Source organism: Bacteroidota bacterium (assembly GCA_016722565.1).
GTDB lineage: Bacteria > Bacteroidota > Bacteroidia > 2-12-FULL-35-15 > 2-12-FULL-35-15 > 2-12-FULL-35-15.
The window spans coordinates 150,417-171,493 of sequence record JADKIU010000001.1 but is presented as its reverse complement, the minus strand read 5'-3'; the positions used below and the strand labels follow the sequence as shown (position 1 = coordinate 171,493).

19 protein-coding genes are annotated in these 21,077 nt (G+C 39.1%); 12 read left to right on the top strand and 7 right to left on the bottom strand.

What is annotated here, in order from left to right:
* Positions 1 to 2: 2 nt before the first annotated feature.
* Positions 3 to 4,007 (bottom strand): PKD domain-containing protein, encoded by a 4,005-nt coding sequence (locus IPP64_00690; protein MBL0327951.1) that lies wholly within the window; start codon positions 4,005 to 4,007, stop codon positions 3 to 5.
* A 206-nt stretch (positions 4,008 to 4,213) separates the two neighbouring features.
* On the opposite strand from IPP64_00690, the gene tatA reads away from it, so the two are divergent.
* The 11 genes from tatA (at position 4,214) to IPP64_00635 (ending at position 13,389) form a co-directional block, all read left to right on the top strand.
* Positions 4,214 to 4,408, top strand: coding sequence for a twin-arginine translocase TatA/TatE family subunit (tatA, locus tag IPP64_00685; GenBank protein MBL0327950.1), 195 nt, complete (start codon positions 4,214 to 4,216; stop codon positions 4,406 to 4,408).
* Between the two features lie 73 nt (positions 4,409 to 4,481).
* The gene (gene gatA, locus IPP64_00680) at positions 4,482 to 5,909 is read left to right on the top strand and encodes an Asp-tRNA(Asn)/Glu-tRNA(Gln) amidotransferase subunit GatA (GenBank protein ID MBL0327949.1); all 1,428 of its coding nucleotides are present in this window, start codon (positions 4,482 to 4,484) and stop codon (positions 5,907 to 5,909) included.
* Between the two features lie 191 nt (positions 5,910 to 6,100).
* Positions 6,101 to 6,547 carry a hypothetical protein gene (locus IPP64_00675; GenBank protein ID MBL0327948.1) on the top strand — a complete coding sequence of 149 codons (447 nt, stop codon included), beginning with the start codon at positions 6,101 to 6,103 and terminating at the stop codon, positions 6,545 to 6,547.
* A gap of 6 nt (positions 6,548 to 6,553) precedes the next feature.
* A complete protein-coding gene (locus IPP64_00670) occupies positions 6,554 to 7,540 on the top strand; it encodes a LysM peptidoglycan-binding domain-containing protein (protein ID MBL0327947.1) in 987 nt (328 codons plus the stop codon).
* 62 nt (positions 7,541 to 7,602) lie between these two features.
* Positions 7,603 to 8,058 (top strand): CHAP domain-containing protein, encoded by a 456-nt coding sequence (locus IPP64_00665; GenBank protein MBL0327946.1) that lies wholly within the window; start codon positions 7,603 to 7,605, stop codon positions 8,056 to 8,058.
* Positions 8,059 to 8,187: 129 nt separating this feature from the next.
* Positions 8,188 to 9,444, top strand: coding sequence for a hypothetical protein (locus IPP64_00660; protein MBL0327945.1), 1,257 nt, complete (start codon positions 8,188 to 8,190; stop codon positions 9,442 to 9,444).
* A 2-nt stretch (positions 9,445 to 9,446) separates the two neighbouring features.
* Positions 9,447 to 9,713 carry a hypothetical protein gene (locus IPP64_00655; GenBank protein ID MBL0327944.1) on the top strand — a complete coding sequence of 89 codons (267 nt, stop codon included), beginning with the start codon at positions 9,447 to 9,449 and terminating at the stop codon, positions 9,711 to 9,713.
* Positions 9,635 to 10,273, top strand: a complete 639-nt coding sequence (locus tag IPP64_00650; GenBank protein ID MBL0327943.1) for a hypothetical protein — start codon at positions 9,635 to 9,637, stop codon at positions 10,271 to 10,273. The genes IPP64_00655 and IPP64_00650 overlap by 79 nt, the downstream gene beginning before the upstream one ends.
* A gap of 31 nt (positions 10,274 to 10,304) precedes the next feature.
* On the top strand, positions 10,305 to 10,859 hold the full coding sequence (locus IPP64_00645; GenBank protein MBL0327942.1) for a T9SS type A sorting domain-containing protein: 555 nt from the start codon (positions 10,305 to 10,307) through the stop codon (positions 10,857 to 10,859).
* Positions 10,860 to 10,878: 19 nt separating this feature from the next.
* Complete coding sequence (locus IPP64_00640) at positions 10,879 to 12,549, top strand: SBBP repeat-containing protein (protein ID MBL0327941.1); 1,671 nt, start codon at positions 10,879 to 10,881, stop codon at positions 12,547 to 12,549.
* 21 nt (positions 12,550 to 12,570) lie between these two features.
* Complete coding sequence (locus IPP64_00635; GenBank protein ID MBL0327940.1) at positions 12,571 to 13,389, top strand: T9SS type A sorting domain-containing protein; 819 nt, start codon at positions 12,571 to 12,573, stop codon at positions 13,387 to 13,389.
* Between the two features lie 65 nt (positions 13,390 to 13,454).
* Here the strand turns inward: IPP64_00635 and IPP64_00630 are convergent, their stop codons facing one another.
* The 6 genes from IPP64_00630 to nadA all read right to left on the bottom strand — a co-directional run bounded on the left by IPP64_00630 (position 13,455) and on the right by nadA (position 20,121).
* Positions 13,455 to 14,612: an aminotransferase class V-fold PLP-dependent enzyme gene (locus IPP64_00630; GenBank protein ID MBL0327939.1), complete on the bottom strand. Its 1,158-nt coding sequence runs from the start codon at positions 14,610 to 14,612 to the stop codon at positions 13,455 to 13,457.
* A gap of 23 nt (positions 14,613 to 14,635) precedes the next feature.
* Positions 14,636 to 15,004 carry a DMT family protein gene (locus IPP64_00625; GenBank protein MBL0327938.1) on the bottom strand — a complete coding sequence of 123 codons (369 nt, stop codon included), beginning with the start codon at positions 15,002 to 15,004 and terminating at the stop codon, positions 14,636 to 14,638.
* 797 nt (positions 15,005 to 15,801) lie between these two features.
* Entirely contained in the window at positions 15,802 to 16,686 is an 885-nt protein-coding gene (locus IPP64_00620; GenBank protein MBL0327937.1) for a class I SAM-dependent methyltransferase, read from the bottom strand.
* Between the two features lie 36 nt (positions 16,687 to 16,722).
* Positions 16,723 to 17,121 carry a hypothetical protein gene (locus IPP64_00615; protein MBL0327936.1) on the bottom strand — a complete coding sequence of 133 codons (399 nt, stop codon included), beginning with the start codon at positions 17,119 to 17,121 and terminating at the stop codon, positions 16,723 to 16,725.
* Between the two features lie 13 nt (positions 17,122 to 17,134).
* Complete coding sequence (gene mnmG, locus IPP64_00610; GenBank protein ID MBL0327935.1) at positions 17,135 to 19,039, bottom strand: tRNA uridine-5-carboxymethylaminomethyl(34) synthesis enzyme MnmG; 1,905 nt, start codon at positions 19,037 to 19,039, stop codon at positions 17,135 to 17,137.
* A gap of 95 nt (positions 19,040 to 19,134) precedes the next feature.
* Positions 19,135 to 20,121 (bottom strand): quinolinate synthase NadA, encoded by a 987-nt coding sequence (gene nadA / locus IPP64_00605; protein MBL0327934.1) that lies wholly within the window; start codon positions 20,119 to 20,121, stop codon positions 19,135 to 19,137.
* A 506-nt stretch (positions 20,122 to 20,627) separates the two neighbouring features.
* Here nadA and rpiB point away from each other — a divergent pair.
* A complete protein-coding gene (rpiB, locus tag IPP64_00600) occupies positions 20,628 to 21,062 on the top strand; it encodes a ribose 5-phosphate isomerase B (protein ID MBL0327933.1) in 435 nt (144 codons plus the stop codon).
* The last annotated feature ends 15 nt before the right edge of the window (positions 21,063 to 21,077 follow it).

Here is a 21,077-nt window from a genome sequence, read left to right as displayed (position 1 = left end):
TTTTATCGTAACAAGGTTACATCACCTGTTTTAACAATTACTTCATCCGAATTGCTTGTCGCTTTAATCTTCCAGATATATACATCTTGTTGACAAAGCTCGTTTCTGTAATAACCATCCCAACCAATCTTAGGGTCAAGACTTTCAAAAATTAATTCACCCCAGCGATTATAAATGCTCAGCTGGTATTTCTTCACTCCTGTTACATTTGGGTGAAACACATCGTTTGATAAATCGCTTGGATCAAAGCCACCGCCATTGCCTCCACCTTCGTTTGGTGTAAAGGCGTTCGGAACCTCAATCTCCGTTGATGCCTCAACAGTTACCAGGCTTGCTAAATTAAAGGTATCCTTACATCCAAAAGCATTTGTTGCTATTAATGTAATTTGATATTGTCCTTGGGTTGGGTAAATGTGGCTCGGACTAACACTTGTTGAGCCGCTTCCATCGCCAAAATCCCAGATATAGCTTGTTGCACCAGTACTTAAATTAAGGCATACCACCGGATCACCTGTGGCGCTTACCAATAATGGATTCGCAACAAAAGCCGCAGTTGGAATATCGTGAACAATCGCGCTATCAACACCAACAACGCTAACAACACCTCCCGGACCGGTTGCGGTGAGTGTGATTGTAAAGTTTCCAGCATTGTAATAGGTATACGTTGGATTGGTGGCGGTTGATGTTCCAATGCCATCGCCAAAATCCCAAAGATAGGATGTTGCAAACTGTGATGTATTTATTGGGGCTATCGTTAATGGTCGACACCCTTCAAAAACACCAAGGAAACTGGCAACCGGAGGTGGCGGAACAATTGTAACAACTTGAGCAGTCGTATCAAAACAAAAACCGTTGGTTACGATTAACGTCACATTATATACACCCCATGTTGCATAAACATGCGCTCCCGGTGTAATCAATGTTGAACTATTACCATCACCAAAGTCCCACGCATGTGTATAACTCGCAGCGTTTACGGTTGTGTTCGTAAAAGTAACTGTTGTTGCTGGAAACGTTTGTGTTAATGGTGTTGCGATGAAAGTGGCAACTGGCGTTGGGTAAACGGTATATGGTTGTGAAAAAACAGAGCTGCATCCAAAAGAAGATGTAACGGTTAGTGTAATCGTAAAGTTGATGGAGGCTGGTCCGGGGTTGGTATACGAGTTGGTTGGTGAAAACAAGTTGCTGGTATTTCCATCACCAAAATCCCAACTATAGGTGCTTCCGCCTAAACTCAAATTATTGAATGTTGCTGCACTTGGTGAACAAATTGGCGTGTTTGCAGTAAAATCAGAGACCACAGAAGGGTAAACAATGATGCTTGTGGTGGTGGTATCAATACAACCAAATGCGCTCGTGGCAATCAATTGAACAGCAAAGGTATCCACAACACTTGTGGAGGCGTTGTTAAAAATATGAGTCGGATTAGCGGAAGTATCAATTGGTGATCCATCGTCAAAGTTCCATTGATACGAAACACCACCGATACTTGTATTGGTAAAATTAACAGAAAGTGCAGGGCAACCTTGAGTAACAGAGGATGTAAATGCCGCTTGTGGCTGCGGATAAACCAGCACATCTCCATAGGTTGTATCCTGACAAGTAAACGCATTTGTTGCAATCAATTGAACGGTATACGTTACCGGAGCGGCAGTTGCATTTGTAAAAACATGTGTTGGGTTTGCTCCTGTTGATGTAAATCCATCGCCAAAATCCCACATATATAACACGGCACCCAATACCGATGGAAAGTTCACCGTTAAGGCTGTACAGCCGGAATCGGGAACCATTGAAAAACCAAAGATGGGTTCAGGATAGGCTTGCACAATCATTGTTGCAGTATCCGTGCATCCTCCTGCATTGGTGGCAATCAATATTACATTGTAATTTTGAATAAACAGTGTCGTGTTTTGAAAAAGATGTGTGGGGTTCACTGCTGTTGATGTTGCGGAACCATCACCAAAATCCCAGAGATAGGTGATTGCTGCAGTAGAAGTATTTGTAAAGTTAACCAAAACCGGTGCACAGGCTGCAACGGCATTAGAGGTAAAAGAAGCCAACGGCTTTCCGAAAACGGTTACACTGTCCGATATACTATCGGTACAACCCAATGCTGTTGTAGCAACCAAGGAAACAAAATAGGTGGTATCGGTGCTGCCGGGGTTCGTGTATGTTTCCGTAGGGCTTACTGTTGTGGATGTGTTTCCATTTCCAAAGTTCCAGAAATAGGTTGATGCGCCAATAGATGTATTCGATAATGTTACAAGCAATGGTCCGCAACCGTTGGTCGGTGCCAATGTAAACGTAGCTGCTGGAACCGGATTAATGGTGATGGTTGCTGTTGTTGAGTCCGAACAGTTTGCTGTGTTTGCAAAAAAGGTTATGGTAAATGTTCCTGCTGTAGAATACGTATGTGATGGGTTTTGAAGAGTGCTTAATGGAGAACCGTCACCAAAATCCCAACTCCAAGACGTAAGTGGATCACCAACAGAGCTTGTCGAAACATCTGTAAAATTAACTGGTGAGCCTTGGCAGGTTGGTCCGGTTGTAAAAGCAGCCACAGGAGTTTGATAAACGTTGACTGTTTGTTGACTATTATCAGGACAACCATTAGAGGAAACCACATCCAAAGAAATGACATACGATCCGACTCCATAATTTTGAACGGGTGGATTTTGGAGTGTAGATGTGTTTCCGTTTCCGAAATCCCAGCTCCAAGAGATTGCTGAAATAGAAGCATCTGTATAGGTAACACTCAGCGTATCACAAGCAACAAGTGATGATGCGTTAAATGCTGAAATTGGACTAGGAAAAACAGTAACCACAACGGTAGCGGTATCTCTACATGTTGCTCCGGCACCTGGCACAAACGCAACAACACTTACAGTATACGTTCCAGCAACTGCGTATGTATAATTCACGATTCCCAATGGTAAAGTTGTAAAACCCGGTGTGTCGCCAAAGTTCCAAGAATAGCTATATCCGGGCGAGCTGGTATTGTTGAAGCTGAACACTTGTCCTACACAGCCCGTTGCAGCAACAACATTAAGTCCTGCTGTTGGAGGATTTACGATGCTAACTGTAACAAATGCAGTATCTAAACCACACATGCTGCTATCCACCAACATCGCTGTGTAGCTGCCAACACCTGGATAAGTTAAAGAATGTGGAAAAGTTGGTGGCCAGATCGTCCAATTGATAATTGAATCATGACCAAGCCCCCAATAGTCGCCAAAGTTCCAATATTCATAACGTTGTTGAACATTTCCCTGTGCCAAACAGTTTCGTGCAGTTGTGTTGGTAAATGTAAACGTGTTATCCGGGAAGCACTTCAACACAGCATCTGGAGTAATGGCCGCATCATCAATATCATAAATTTGAATTGGATTAAAGGATGCAAGTGTTGCGCTACCAAAGCTGCAATAGTTTTCAGCAGTGAGCATAACTGCTGTTTGGCAGTTTACGGTCCCTTGCAAATAAGTGTGACTCACTGTTTGTCCAGCATTTGTATAATCAAATGTTACCGGCGGAGAGCCGTCACCAAAGTCCCAAATAAAGGTGGTTGTTGGAGAAACGTCTGTGCTGGAATTTGTAAACAGAAGCGCTGCCGGAGCGCACGCGGTAGTAACACCACCAATTGGAATTTGAATGGATGCATTTACGGGTTCTTCCATAACGACCGTTCCCGTAAGCACACAAGCAATGCCGGTGTTCGTTGTAATGGTCACCAAGAAGGTATCAATGGTGGCGGTATAATTGTGAACAATAGGGGTGTTTGCCGGTTGCGGTCCACCTGCGGTTACGGGCGATCCATCACCCCAATCAATGGAATAAGTAATAAGCGGTGAAGGTGATGAAACATTCAGTGTATAGGCTCCACCCGAACAGCTGATCCAATAGGGCGCAGAGGAGGGAACGCCCAAACCATCATAAAACTGGGGGCATTGCGCCTTTAGTGTTACGGTAGACAAACAAATAAAAAAAAGTAGGTAAAGTTTTTTAATCATGCGCCTCGCTTTATATCACAGTTACAACAGTTAACCTATACGTAAGCAAATATACGAAGTTCCGTCATTTTCCGTTTTCTATTCACCGATTTAATCCAGAGGTAAACCGACTTTCTTGTGTTGTTGTTTCCAAATACCGGAATTTTTATTGAAAACGGGATAAGAATTTTTAGTATCTTTGTGGCTCATAACAAAATCTTAACATCATGTTAAATAGTATTTTTCTTCTTTTCGGTTTAGGTGGTACAGAAATGATTATCATTTTGGTAATTGTTTTATTGCTTTTTGGCGGTAAAAAAATTCCAGAACTTATGAAAGGGCTTGGTAAAGGCGTTAAAGAATTTAAAGATGCATCGAAAGGCGAAGATGCTGGCAGCGCTTCTGCAGATAAAAAAGACTAATTTTTATTTTTAATAAAACCCTCTCCTCTTCCCACCGGAAGAGGATTTTGTATTTAATAATATTCCTTCGTTTGTGAAGCATTACAATTCCTTTTCCGAGATAAAATCTGATTTAGAAAGCGGTAACACATCCTGTGTTGCTCTTGTGAATGCGTATACAAAAACCATTGAAGCAAACAAAAACTTAAATATCTTTTTAGAAGTTTTTGAAACATCTGCACGTGAACAAGCAAAACGCGTTGACGAAAAAATTAAATCCAAAACGGCAGGAAAGCTTGCCGGAATGGTGATTGCGCTGAAAGACAATTTGTGCTACAAGGGACATCACGTTACTGCTTCGTCAAAAATTTTAGACGGGTTTGAATCGCTTTACAGCGCTACCGTTGTGGAACGCCTTTTGGCAGAAGATGCCATTATTATTGGGCGCTGCAATTGTGATGAGTTTGCGATGGGCAGTTCAAACGAAAACTCTGCTTATGGCAACGTATTAAATCCATTAGACATTACACGTGTTCCTGGCGGATCTTCCGGTGGCTCTGCTGCTGCTGTTGCTGCAAACATGTGTATTGCTGCGCTTGGAACAGACACGGGTGGCTCGATTCGTCAACCGGCATCTTTTTGTGGCGTTGTAGGATATAAACCGAGTTATGGTCGCGTGTCGCGTTATGGCGCCATTGCTTATGCCTCTTCGTTTGATCAAATCGGACCACTTACAAAAAATGTGGAGGACACCGCTTTAATCATGGAAGTAATTGCTGGTCAAGATGAGTTTGATAGTACTTCTTCCTCAAAACCTGTTGAACACTATTCTAAAGAATTAAAAAATATTCCAACAAAACTTCGCATTGCCTACATTAAGGATTGTTTGGAAAACGAAGGATTAAATCCTGAAATAAAAACACGTATCAACGACATTATTGGAAAACTCAAGGCGGCTGGCCACACGGTTGAAGCGGTTGATTTTCCCTACTTGGATTATTTGGTTCCAACGTATTATGTTTTAACCACAGCAGAAGCTTCTTCTAACCTTGCTCGTTTTGACGGAATTAATTTCGGATACAGAAGTAAAAATGCAACCGATCTTGAATCCACTTATAAAAAATCGCGTAGCGAAGGATTTGGAGCAGAAGTCAAACGAAGAATCATGCTTGGTACATTTGTGTTAAGTTCCGGATATTACGATGCATATTATTCTAAAGGTCAAAAGGTGCGCAAATTGTTGCAAAACAAAACCAACGAGATTTTAGAAAAATTCGATTTTATTCTTTTGCCAACCACACCTGGAACAGCATTTCAATTCGGACAAAAAGGTGCCGATCCGATTGCAATGTATCTAGAAGATATTTTTACAGTACAGGCAAATATTACTGGGCTTCCTGCAATTTCATTGCCAATGGGACAACACTCCAACGGCTTGCCATTTGGCGTTCAAGTGATCGGAAAAAACTTTGCAGACAAAGATGTGTTTGCCTTTTCCGAATACCTGATGAAAAATTGCTAATGACTTTTTCTGTCTAATTTTTCTCCTTTAACAATTTTTGGTTAATAAGTACGCTTTACTAATGCGGTAATTGCTTGTTATTCTAAACAATCATTGCGATATTTGTAATGGTGGTAAATTTTATTTTTTCATACAAAAAAACGAATTCAATCGTTGGGGCTCTCCTTTTTTTGTTTGTTTGCACAACCTCGTTGCGCGCTCAAACAGCTGTGGGGTATGCACCCGAAACAATGATGGACGACCCAATCGCGGCAGCGCTTGATAGTCTTTATAAACTCAATCTTTTCGAAAAGGGGTATGGCAAAATTGCATACCCCAAAAATCCGAAATACAATTTTCCGCACGACTCTGTTCCACGCTACGATGAGATGGTTTTGGAATCCCGCTTGGCAAAATTAGATGCCGCCTCCCCATTTGATTTGCAATACAATCCGGTTGTGAAAGGTTATATTGATATGTATACACTCCGCAGAAGAGAGTTGGTATCAAGGATGATGGCCTTATCACAATTTTATTTTCCGATGTTTGAAGAGCAACTCGACAAATACAATTTGCCATTGGAGCTTAAAAATCTTGCCATTTGTGAGTCGGCTCTTAACCCTTTGGCAAAAAGCCGTTCGGGAGCAATGGGATTGTGACAATTCATGTATCCTACCGGAAAAATTTACGGACTACAAGTATCTTCTTATGTTGACGAACGCTGTGATCCCTATAAATCAACCGTTGCAGCTTGCGAGTATTTTAAATACTTATATGGCTTGTTTGGCGATTGGCAAATGGTAATTGCTGCATACAACTGCGGCCCCGGTAATATAAACAAAGCCATTCGCAGGAGTGGCGGTAAAACCACCTATTGGGAAATTCGTCCGTTTCTTCCCAAAGAAACACAAGGGTATGTTCCAGCATTTATTGCTGTGAATTATGTGATGAACTATACATCAGAACACAATCTTTACTCGGCTGTTCCGAAAAAAACTTTTTTGCAAATTGATACTGTTGCTGTTAAAAAGCAAGTTTCTTTTTCTCAAATCTCCAGCGTGCTGGGCATTCCAGAAGACGAATTGCAATATCTAAATCCAAGCTATAAAAAAGGGGTGATTCCTTTTTCTCCGGATGAAGTCAATACACTAGCGCTTCCATCTGCAAAAATGGGCATTTTTGTTGCCAACGAAGACAGTATTTACAACAAGGGCTTAAGCAAAATTCACAGTCAGGATGTGCTTGCAACACAGGAAACAGTAAAGTATCATACCGTTAGAAAGGGCGAACACCTGAGCACAATTGCCAAGCGTTATGGTTGTACAGTAACTGACATTAAAAATTGGAATAGTTTAAAATCAACCACCGTAAAGCCAGGAAAGAAACTAACCATTTATGTTTACGGGAAAAAACCGGTTGTAGAAAACAAAGCCGTTGTTGCAGATAATAAACCCGAAAAAACAACAGAGGCCCCAACAAATACAACAACCACATCCGGAAAATATAAATATTACACCGTTAAGAAAGGTGATTCGCTTTATAAAATTGCACAAATGCACAAGACCACCGTTCCTGAATTAAAGCGCTTGAATAATTTTGGAGACAAGTTTTCGTTATTGCCGGGAAAGAAAATTAAAGTGGGAACAATTTAAGTTACATAAAGTAGCTGACCAACAATTCCATTGCATCTATTCACTTCATAAATAAGTTAAACATGTTTGCTCGCGTTCCCTTATTAATCCTATTCCTCTTCTTTGTTGCGTCTACAAACGCGCAAGAATCAAATTCCATTGCTAAAAAAATTCTTTCATTTTGTGATGCCAACAAAGGAAAAAAAGTGGGCAAGGGAGAATGTTGGGACCTTGCAAAAGAAGCACTAAACAATGCAGAAGCAACCTGGACACCACCCTACGCTTTCGGAAAGGAATTGAAAAAAAAGGATTTGATTTTGGCTGGTGATATCATTCAATTTGAAAAAGTAACAATTGAATATCCTGATGGTGCTTGGAAAGACTTGCCACATCATACAGCCATTATTTACAAGGTTGTAGAAGGCCAAAAGCTTATTGTGGCAGAGCAAAATGCCAACGGAAAACGATTCGTTATCTTTTCTGAAATCGATTTATCGTATGTCAAAAAAGGTAAATTCACTATTTATCGCCCGCAGTAAGGGCCTCTCGCCCCAGCGGATCCCCATAGCAATCGAGACGAATTAGCGAACAAAAAGAGCTTTCCTATCCGACAAACCTTTTCTTTTGTTTTTCCGGATTTTGTTATAAATTAGCAAAAAACTCTTCACATGCAAAAGATGTTACGTTGCTTATTTATTGCGCTGGTTGTCTCTTCATTCAGCGCCACAGCTCAGGATTTTTCTTATTCGAATGTTGATTTGGTGAGCGCCACTTTTAGTGGTGGAAACCTAAATATCCGCAAGGATGATGGAACCGGAATATATTCCGCTCCACAATATGTTGCCAGTGCAGCAACACAAAATCCTGTTGCATATGTTAGTGGAAACGCACCAACGGTTGCTGCTGCCTTTACCATTGATTGTCCAACAGTTCCTACAACAATAAATGTAAGAGGGTTCGGTTCCGATTTAATTAATTTTGCTTCTGTAACCTGTACAGTAAACCCTTCTGCAACAAGCGTCCATACGTTTAACTATCCAGCAACTGTTGGCTCTCATGTTTTTACCGCAGCTATCGTTCGTTTCTTTAAGCCATACACGATTAACTGGGAAGTTTCTTTTGACGGAGGCACCACCTGGAAACCTGTTGGAACAAGTTCCAACACACTTTATGTAACGCGCAGTATGCCTCAGTCTGAGGGCACAAACTATAAATGGTATCATACCGTATTTGATTTAAGTTGCCGAAACGCACAATACATGAGCTTAGATACTGCTATCATCTCTCATGTGTGGAGTGAGTTTACCGATCAAATTGTGTTGAACTACAACAATGATAGTTTGTTTTATTATAAAATCATGAACTCTCCAAACGTAACGCTGGGAAGCCTTTTGCAATATCGTGATGCCGAATGTTATACGTTTGCTCAACTTTTTTTAGCAGCAATTAAAATTCAAGGAGTTATCAGAACGAGTAACTATGTTTACATAACACCCATCAACAATACGGTGTGCGGATATACAGTGAATCGTTTTATTGTAAAAAACTGGAACTTTGGGACCGCAACAGGTGCTGCAACTTGTTCTTCCTTTCCTTGGAAAAACACCTATAATTCGGCAACGGGATCCATTCCCCCGCCATACAATCAATATGTTTTTCTAACCTCTGATGTAACCGATCAGTCGGGAATACCAGGATCTTGTAACATTCGTCCGGCTTCTTATTTCAACAACCATCAGATTGCAAAAATTGATGGTGTGTATTACGATGCTTGTTATGGTGTTACGTTTCCATCGCTTGTATCAATTAAAACTGCTGCATTTAGTGGTTGGAGCTTCCGCTATACCAGTGGCGGAACAACAAATTGTTTCTTTACAAACAACATGTCATTATCCGATTTATCGGAATCGATTAGCACATTTTAATAATGCAAAAAACGTTCTTTGTTTCTTTTTTTATTTTCCTTACTTCTCTGTTATTGGGGCAATCCATCGAGCGAAAAATAATTATCCAAAACGGAAACTATTTTTTTACAACGATTGACGACAACAATCAGCTGGCAACATTGCATACCGGAAAAGATACTGCAGCGATTAGAAATGCAAAAAGCTGGCCATGCCTGTTGGAAGAAATTATGATGATCCGATTGTTCCTTTTGCTTGGGATATTGTTGACACAAGTGTTTATGCGGTGAGCTTTTTGCTTCACCCTTTAAACGATAGAAACGAAGCCATCAAAAGGCTTTTGATTTCTTCTTTAAAAACATGGGATCAATCGCCTACGCCTATGGAATTAATAAACCTAAGCATTGACATGAATCCATATGCATACAATGATCCATACTTGTTTGTAACCAGAAGGTCGAATCTGATTGAGGGTTTCTTTTATGATTTGGTCGCTCCCGACAACAATTCAATGACGATGGCAATTAGCAATAATGGTGAGTTGAGCATCTGGAACTATACTGGTGCCGCTTGGGAACATGGAGAAGTTGTAAAATTTCCTGTTGATGGTTATTTTTCACTCTTCGAGCTCAACAAAAAAAGCTATTTAATTACCAACAGTGGAATATTATTTGAGGTATCAACAAGCGGGACAAAGCAATTAAAAAAGGATCTTAACATTTCTTTGAAAGACGGTTTCTTAATTGTAAACAAAGACCTTCAGACCGTTTCTTTTATGAAGAACAGCGACCTGAATCAACAAACACCATTGAATGAATTGATCACAAAAAAAGCAAAACGTATTTTATAACTCTTATTTGAAATCTTTAAAAAAAATTAAAATGAATAAAAAAATTATTCTTTCCATCTTCTCGGTTTTCTTGTTTATTGGCGCTTTTGCGAGCGACTTAACATTTACTGTAGTAAACACCACTCCAGGATTATTTACGGGCTCCATTGACCTTTCTGTTTCGGGAGGCGTTGCTCCGTTTACATATAGTTGGACTGGGCCATCTGGTTTTACTGCAACAACAGAAGACATCAGCGGTTTAGAATATGGGAACTACACTGTTACCGTAACGGATAAATATTGCGGAATAGCAACCATTACGGTGCTTGTAGACAATGATTTAGCGAGCACCATTCAAGAAAACAATATTAATCCGATTGCCGTTTTTCCCAATCCGGCCAGCGGTTCTGTGAATCTTGTTTCATCAAAACCATTGACCGATGCAACATTTAAAATGGTAAATGTTGCTGGACAAGTGGTGCTTGAAAAAAAAGAGATTGGCGGAAACACATTTGTTTTTGATGCTTCCGAGCAAGCTGCAGGAATTTATTTTATTGAAATAAACAACGAGGGTGTTATCTCAAGAACACGTTTTGTAAAGAATTAAGATATAAAAAACTTTTTTATTGAGTAATTCAATTCGGCTAATTTTTTCTTTTCTTTCTGCATTACTTCTTTTTTCGAACGAGAACAGTTGCGCTCAGTCTGTTGATTTTTTGTGGGCAAAAACGGCCCCTGGACCTGAGTCATTAGATTTTGCAAAATCTGTTTGTACAGATTCGCAAGGGAATATTGTTGTGGCAGGCTTTTTTACAGACACTATAATTTTTGACACCGATACACTAATAAACCACTCCACACAATGGGATGCCTTTCTTGTGAAATACGATCCATTAGGAAATGTTTTATGGGCCCGCGGAGCAGGTGGCTCCGAGCACGATTGGGCCGAAAGTGTTTGCGTTGATTCTTTAGACAACATATATATTACTGGCTCCTTTCAAAGCCCTCAAGCTTTTTTTGAAAACGACACACTACAAAATGTTGGTACATGGATTTATGCCGATTTTTTTCTCGCTAAATATAGCGCAGGAGGAGACCTTCTTTGGGCCAAAAGTGCTGGTAGCAACAGTATAGAAGCAGGCCTTTGCGTTACTTCAGATGGTATTGGTGGAGTTTATGTTTCGGGGGAGTTTGCCGGAAGCACACTTATTTTTGATGGAGATACCCTGTTTAACTATGGTGATCGAGACGTTTTTGTTGCTAAGTATGACTCTATAGGAAATGTGCTATGGGCAAGAAGTGCGGGCAGCTTTTCTGAAGACAGGGGGCTCGGAATAGATTGTGACATTTCAGGAAATGTTTATGTAACGGGGTGGATGGATGGTGTTACCGCAGACTTTGGCGACACCGCCTTCGCTTGCAGTGTTGATTTTTTTCTAGCAAAATATGATACGCAAGGCTCCTTTGTTTGGGTTCGGAGCGCTGGTGGTACCCAAGACGACCGCGGTGAAAGCGTTTGTGTTGACCCCAACGGCAACATCTTGGTGACGGGGCTTTTTCAGAGTCCACAAGTTGTTTTCGGAAACGATACAATAATAAATTCTTCTTTTGCTCGTGACGCACTTGTTGTAAAGTATGACTCTCTGGGAAATGTAATTTGGGCAAGGGGTCTTGGCGGACCAGGAATGGATTATGGAGAATCCGTTACTTCTGATTTATTTGGTAATGTTTATGTAACAGGTCCGTTTGGAAGTGCTAGTTTGGTTTTTGGGACGAACTTTTTGACCAATATAAACCCCGGATCAGACGATTGTTTTATTGTAAAATTTGATCCTTCGGGGGCCCCCATTTGGGCTGGCAGCGCAGGCGGTCCTAGCTATGATAATTCATACAGTGTTACTACAGACTCACAAGGAAATGTTGTTATTTGTGGTCTTTTTTCTGACTCAACCTTTCAGGTTGGATCAATCCCGCTTGTTGGCCAAGCAAGCTCTTACAACATTTTTGTTGCCAAAATGGACAAATCCACGATGGTAAACGAGCCTTCACATTACCCGAACAAAGTCGCATTTTATCCAAACCCTTTTTCCAACAACGCTATTCTTGAAATAAAAGATTATAAAAACGATAATTCTGTTTTATATTTGTTTGATATTGCCGGCCGGGAAATTTTTAAAAAACAAATCACAAACAGTAAAACAGAAATTCAAAAAGGGAATTTAAGTCCGGGAATGTACTTTTACAAGGTTCTATCTCAGCGTAATCTAATTGATTCTGGAAAAATTATTATTCAATAATAAACTTAAAACTACTACTACATGAAAAAAAACTACTTAACGATTCTTGCCCTTGCCTTTGTGTCTTTTGTTTCAGCACAAACGGTTTGTAATCCATCCGGAAACCTTGTCATCTATGCAAATTATGATGGTGGAACATTAAACATTAATGTAGATCAAAACATACCGAATTTAAAAATCGGGATTGTTAGCTACGAAGCGGTGAGCGTTACCATCTCTGGTACATTTGCCAGCAACCTTACCGGAATTGCTTACGCAGGTTATAACAACAGTCCAAACACCAACTGCAGTCCAAGTATAGCAACAACAGCGTTTTATGGCATCGGAAGCGCAACTTCAAACATCGCTTTTTTGCCTCCAGCAACACTTGCAAACCCAAATGGCTACACCTCCATCGATTGTGCCTATAGCTGTTCAACCACAACCAGCCAAGGTGGATGCAATACCATCGACCAAGTAGAGAATTATTTTTTAACGTATTTTCCGGGAAGTTCAATTTTTTCCACCACAGCTCAATATGGCTGCTGGAGCGCAACAGAAGTTGTTTCCTCTGGAGGAAATTGCTGCCCGCTTTCAACAGGAATAACAACGTTTTCTTCAGAGAACACCCTTTCTGTTTTCCCAAATCCTGCAACAAACACCATTACGATTTCATCCGTAAGCCCTTTAAATAAAGCAAGTGTAAAGATTTTTAATGTTTCCAGCCAGGTAGTTAAAGAAACAAACGGAATAAGCGGTAACGCTACAACCCTTGACATTAGCGAATTATCACAAGGAATCTTTTTTATAGAAACAACAAACGCTGGAGTAGTTTCACATACTCGATTCATAAAAGAATAAAGCCTTTTCAACAAAAAAAGCCCGAATCAGTTCATGTTTCGGGCTTTTTATTTTTTAGCAACTGACTAAACTTTATCCAGCGCTTGTTTTAAATCTTCAATCAACAAATCGGCATCTTCGAGTCCAATGTAAAGTCGAACCATGTTCCATGGCAAAGGGTTCTCAAAGCTTTTGCTGGCTGCCAAAGCGCAAAGCGGAAACAATAACGATTCGTAACCACCCCAAGATGTTGCCATTACAAATCGTTTTAAATTATCACAAAAACGCTCTATTCCTGCTTCATCTTTTGCATCAATCACAATCGACAAAAGTCCTCCTCCCTGTTTCATTTGTTTCTTGGCAAGTTCCAATTGGGGGTTTTTGCTTGCAAAAGGATAGTTCAATTGTTTTATTTTAGGGTGGTTTTCTAAGAAACTAGACACTTTTTGGGCGCTGTTGGCACTTTGGTTCACCCGAAGCTCAATTGTTCTTAAACCACGCAAAATCAAGCCGGCATCGTGAGCCGAAATACAGCTTCCAATGGTCATGTATTCTTCTGCCATCATTTTCATAATTCGCTCGTGGGAACCGCAAACAACACCACAAACCACATCGCTGTGTCCATTTATGTATTTCGTCCCGGAGTGAACCACCAAATCGATTCCCATTGTTGCCGGATTTTGGTTGATGGGTGAATTATAACTGTTATCAATAATGGTCGTAATGTTTTTGCGTTTTGCTAATGCAGCAATTTCGGTTATATTTTGCATCTCAAACGTTAATGAATTCGGGCTCTCGAGATAGATCAGCTTTGTGTTGGGTTGTATTGCCGTTTCAAAATCTGTCGCCTCTCCCCCACTTACAAATGTGTGTGTAACACCGTATTTTGCAAGGTATTTCGATAACAAATTGTTGGTCCAGCTATAGGGTTTTTGAACACAAACCACATGGTCTCCTGCCTTCACCACACTCATTACAGCAGCAGCCACAGCCGCGCTACCACTTGATAACACTAATGCATCTTCTGTTTTTTCGAGCGCAGCCAGCTTCTTTCGAAGGGTTGCTACGGTTGGATTATAACCTCTTGTATAAAACGGTGTTTCTAATTCTTTCGTTAGTTTCTGCCGCATTTCTGCAACAGTTTTAAAACAAAAGTTGGTGGTTTGAAATATTGGCGGTGCCACGGAGCCGTAGTATTCATCGCGTTCTTCGCCAAGGTGGTTGAGGATAAAAGAGTTGTCCATTAGATTCAAAATTAGAAAAATTTTTATTTTTTAAAGATGAAATATACTGCCAGTACCAGGAAACAAAAGCCTAACAAATGATTCCATTTTAATGTTTCGTTTTTAAAAAAGATCAGCGTAAAGCCGACAAACACTACCAGTGTGATGACCTCCTGAACTACCTTTAGCTCTACTAAACTGAACGGCCCTCCGTTTTCCTTGTATCCAAGCCTATTTGCGGGAACTTGAAAAAAGTATTCAAACAGGGCAATTCCCCAGCTGATCAGCACAATGGCAATGAATCCAAGGTTTTCGAACCATTTCATTTCCTTGAATTTGAGATGTCCGTACCATGCGAAAGTCATGAATGTGTTGGAAAGCACGAGTAAAACGATTGTCCAAAGTCCTCTCATAAATCGAGTTTATTGTTCTCCCTGGAGGGGTCACTTTGGACAAAAGTAATAAAGTCTTTTGTTTGGGCTTCAAAATGGCCTTGTTTCTGAATCATGATTTAAAAAAAGTTCAATCGTTCAAGTTTTTCCATTTTCAAAAACTTGAACGATTTTTCAGATTTTATGGTTTTTATGTAAAAAAGCAGGCAAAATCAAGCAAAAACGGCTGCAATCGGCACCCAGAAAGACCTACAGAAAAGCGCGTTTTTAAGCGATTTAAGCGCGTTTTGCCCTTCCGGACAACAAAAGGTGCTTACGAAGGGGTTTAAGCGGTTTTGGGGCCTAATTTAAGGTTTTGTTTGCGTTTTTTGAAGATTTTGGGGTCGGTTTTGATCTCGATTCAGAATTCTCGGCTTTTTGCCGCTTTTCGCCATTCGACTCCGCTCAGGGTTATAAGCTCAAAATGAAAAATCAAAAAAACACCCAGAAGTAAAAACCAAATCTAAAATTGTGATTTAAACTACTCAGTTTCTTAATTCCCGGTTTTTGATTTTCTTTTCAAATTTCTGTCTTTAGAGCTTCTGTGGTTTTTTCGTTCCACGTGGAACAGAAGAATATTTGATTTCAAAAACAAGTCTTTAGGTTTTGAAAAAGCATGAGAAAACATCCCACAAGTAATTTTCAGATTATGAATCTGTAGGCCAAAATGTCTGTGACAAAAATCAAAAGATACGAATTATTCGTGCATAAAAAAACCACCAATTTGGTGGTTGATTTCTCGACTTCACTCGAAATGACAAATGGAAAAGGTCCGGGGGTTATTTTTTACTGATGAGATAAATTTGACTAGAGTATGTCTTACCCGTTTTAAGTGCTGCTAGGTTAGATCTAAATCCGTTCCACGTGGAACGTATAATATTTGTTTTACCGGTTTTAATCTTTTCACTCAACATTGCTACATAGAAAGAATCAAACACCATAGGTAAAACTCGGTTCACCTTTAGCTCATGTTTTAAGAAGAGAGTATCAATGTCTTTTGGGGTGAAATGATAAAGGTGTCGAGGAACATCATATGCTGCCCATTCTTCTTTATACATTTTTGCATCTAATGAACTGCAGTTTGGAACAGCAATAATGATCACTCCATTTGGTTTAATTAAACGCTTTAATTCTGACACGCGCTCGTTTAGTTTTGGGACATGTTCCAAGACGTGCCACATAGAAATAATTTCAAAACTGGCATCCGGGAGATTAGCCAATTCGGATTCATCTCTAACATCTAATCCATAATTTGAGATCGCCATTTGTCGCGCATCCGAATCTGGTTCGATTCCAATTGTGTTCCAATTTGCCTTTTTGCAGGTATTTAAAAACTCACCTGTTCCACATCCTATATCCAAAATTTTTCCTGTTTTAAAGTACTTCGATATGAGCTGAAGTTTCTTTAATAAAGTATATTTTCTGACAGATTGATAGGTTGAATTTATAAACCCCTTCTTCGTATTTGAATGAGAAACATAGTCCTCCGACTTATAGTATTTCCCTAAATCCTTTTCTTCCGGACGAGGATTTGTAAACTTAAATCCGCACAATTCGCATTCCACAATCTGGAATGTTTCACGTGAAACAGTGTGATCGATACAAGACAAAAAAGGCTTGTTTCGAATCGAATTACATACGGGACATTGTTCTAATTTTTCCATTTCTAAACTACCCTTTCTTTGAAAGGAGCAGATAAACTATTGTTGTGTTCCACGTGGAACGTTTGTATTGTTCTTAATATAATTTAAAATAAATGAATGGTGTTCGCCATAATAATCGTCCTTATCCATCTTGGCATTTATATAATAAATCTGCTCTCCTATTGTTTGCTTAGGACCACACTTTTTCCTCAAAGATTCGAAAACAGTTGTAGTAATTTGCTCGCCATTATTTCTTAAAAATAGAGTCGGACGGTTACCTCTTTGCCACCAGAAATCAAAATCAATTGTTCCGTTCGAGTAAATGATATGTTTCTCTGAACCCTCAAAAGTAAACTCCGATGTGAAGCCTTCCTTTGCAAAAAGTTCACTCAAATAATAGTTGACGTCTCGAGCGTTCGCATTTGTTTTCCAAAAAAGGGTCTTAAATATACTCATGTTCCACGTGAAACTATCTGCCTAAATAAACCATTAAAATAGAAATATCTGATGGCGTTATACCAGATATTCTTGATGCTTGTCCGATTGTCCTCGGACGAACTTTTGTTAGTTTCTCGCGCGCCTCTTTTGATAATGATGTCAATCGGATATAATCAAAGTCCTCATGCAATACCAGATCTTCCAAACGTATTTGTTTATCCGCTAACTCGTGTTCTTTTGAAATATATCCTTCGTACTTCATTAAAATTTCTGCTTGCTCAATGCTCTCCAAATCAAATTGTGAAATGAATTCTTTTACCCTCTCGGAAGCAATTGCAAAATCTAAAAGCGTAATAGTTGGACGAGTTAATATGCCAAACATTTTGACTTTTTGAGAAATAGGAGCGGAGCCAATTGTTTCCAAAACCGGATTTATATCCGAAGGGTCAATGCTTTCTTTCTTAAAATAAGTAATGATTTCTTGAGTCTGTTTTTGCTTCAGATTAACCCGATCCAAACGATCTTGTTTTGCTAATCCCAGTTCAAATGATTTTGGGGTTAACCGAATATCTGCATTATCCTGACGTAACAAAATTCTATACTCTGCACGTGACGTAAACATACGATAAGGTTCTTCTGTACCTTTTGTAACTAAATCATCGATTAGAACGCCAATATATGCCTCAGAACGCTGCAAAATAAATGGCGCTCTACCATCAATTTTTAAATGCGCATTTATCCCGGCCATCAAACCTTGACATGCTGCTTCTTCGTAACCTGTCGTTCCATTAATCTGACCAGCAAAATATAAATTCTCGATCAACTTCGTTTCCAACGTTAATTCCAACTGCTGAGGAGGAAAATAATCGTATTCGATTGCATAACCAGGACGAAACATCTTTACGTTCTCAAATCCAGGAATTAATTTCAAAGCTTTGTATTGAACATCTTCGGGTAGGGAAGTAGAGAATCCATTTACATAGATTTCAACAGTATTCCAACCTTCTGGTTCAACAAATATTTGATGTCTTTCTCGTTCAGCAAAACGAGTAATTTTATCTTCTATACTTGGACAATATCTAGGACCAAGTCCTTGAATTCTTCCGGAAAACATAGGAGATTTTTCGAAGCCTGTTCTTAAAATTTCGTGAACTGCTTCGTTTGTATATGTTGTGAAACAAGGAATTTGTCCTTCTGGTCCGTTTTTAAAAGCATCTTTTCTTTCTACTTTAAAACCAAATTGATCAACATCCAAGTAAGAAAATTTATTTGGGTTTTCATCACCATGTTGAACTTCCATCTTAGAATAATCCAACGAACGACCATCCACTCGGGGAGGCGTTCCTGTCTTCATTCTCCCTGCTTCAAAGCCTAACTTTACTAATTGTTCAGTAATACCAGTAGATGATTTTTCACCTGCTCTTCCGCCACCATATTGCTTTTCGCCTAAATGTATTAATCCATTTAAAAAAGTACCATTGGTTAGAACAACTGATTTACCACGTATCTCAATGTCCATTCCAGTAATTACACCACAGACTTTATTATCTTCCACAATTAATCCCTTCACCATATCCTGCCAAAAATCCAAGTTGGGCGTGGCCTCTAACATTAATCTCCATTCTTCAGCAAATTTCCAACGATCACTTTGTGCTCGCGGACTCCACATTGCCGGCCCTTTAGAACGATTTAACATTCTAAACTGAACAGCAGTTCTATCTGTTACAATTCCTGAATAACCTCCCAAAGCATCAATTTCACGAACAATCTGACCTTTCGCAATTCCACCCATAGCAGGATTACAGCTCATTTGAGCAATCGTTTGCATGTTCATGGTTATCAACAATGTTGAAGAACCCATGTTTGCAGCGGCAGCAGCAGCTTCACAACCGGCATGGCCAGCACCAACAACTATAACATCGTATTCTTTAAACATTTTTTCTTTTCAAAAAGTCCGTAAAACTAATAATTCTAAAGGACTTTAACACTATAAAATATTATAAACACTTAATTTTCAATAACTTATAAAAATTATAAACCAAATTGTGCTGATAATTCAAGCATTTTAAGAATTGGCTTTTTTGCATCACGAATCAATTCGTCTGATAACAGTATTTCAGGTTGCTCATATTTAAGGCAATTATAAAGCTTTTCAAGTGTGTTTAATTTCATGTGAGGACAATCATTACAAGCACAAGAATTATTCGGTGGAGCGGGTATAAACGACTTATTTGGATTCTTTAATTGCATCTGATGAATAATTCCTGCTTCTGTTGCAACAATGAATTCTTTTGCATCCGATTTTGTAGCATAATTTAATATCCCAGTCGTACTCCCAATATAATCAGCTATTTCAAGAAGATTCGCTTCACATTCCGGATGTGCCAACAAAAGTGCTCCTGGATGTTGACTTTTTAATTTTACAATTTTCTCCAACGAAAAAATTTCATGAACCATGCATGCTCCATCCCAAAGAATCATGTTTCTTCCCGTTTTTTTATTAATGTAAGCACCTAAATTTTTATCAGGAGCAAATATTATTTTCTGATCTTTTGGTAAACTCTCAACAATCTGAACTGCATTGGTAGATGTACAAACAATATCTGTTAACGTTTTTAAATCAGCAGAGCAATTGATGTATGAAATTACCAAATGATCAGGATGTAGTTTTTTGAAAGCTGAAAATTTATCGGCAGGACAAGAATCAGCTAACGAACAACCTGCTCTTAAATCTGGTAATAAAACTTTTTTTCCGGGTGAAAGAATTTTTGCAGTTTCAGCCATAAAATGAACACCGGCAAACACAATGATATCGGCATTTGTTTTGGCTGCTTCCTGTGATAAACCAAGGCTATCTCCGATATAATCGGCAATGTCTTGAATGTCAGCATCCTGGTAGTAATGGGCGAGTATAATTGCATTTTTTTCTTTTTTGAGCTTGGTAATTTCAGCGAACAAATCTAGAGAAAAATCAATCGGAATGTCAAGAAAGCCTTTTGTTTTCAAATCATCACCCATAATAACAATATATTTTTTTATTTTAAATATTTAAAAATTTGTTGTTGTTGTTGGTCTGTTAGTTGAGTGTAAAAAAAATCATTAAAAGCATTGCATTTATGAGTTCTAACATTCAACCAACAACAATTAAAAAGTTCTTAGAGGATAACAGCTTGAAGACGAGATTTGTTTTGGTTTATCAACAGGCTGTTAGTATCCTTTTCATCTAATAACTTCTTTACAAAAGTACGTTAATTTATGTTACCAAATTGTTGATTAATCGTGTTAAATTCTGAAAAGAAAAAGCTTGTAGATTCAAAAATTAATGCAAGCAACACCTTGTTTTAACAAAGCAAGAAAAATGTTCTACACATTTATAACAAAACCTTTTGTTATCAACAGAATCCGTGTTGATAAAATAAAAACTAGAGCGCTAATTATCAGCACATTATTTTTCAACTTTACAAACGTGTTCACAAGCCCAAAAAGCTGTTAATAACGTTGTAAAAAAACCAAATTTCACGCATATGAAGATAGCAATCGGTTGCGATCACGCAGCATTTTCTTTAAAAGAAAAACTAAAACCCTACTTGGTATCAAAGGGTTATGAAATAAAAGACTTCGGATGTTACTCAGAGGAGCGAGCAGACTATCCTGATTTTGCTCATCCTGTTGCTAATGCAGTAGAAAGCAAAGACTTTGATTTAGGTTTATTAATGTGCGGTAGTGGAAATGGTATAAACATGACGGCCAACAAACACAAGGGTATTCGATCGGCTTTGTGTTGGAATGCAGAAATAGCCGAATTGGCGCGTCAGCATAACGATGCGAACATTTTAACGTTGCCGGCAAGATATATGACCGAAGAGGAAGCAAAAAAATGCATCGATGTATTTTATACTACCGCTTTTGAAGGCGGAAGACATAGCGACAGAGTGAAGAAAATTAGCGAAGGTTGCTAAACGTCAAGGAACCAT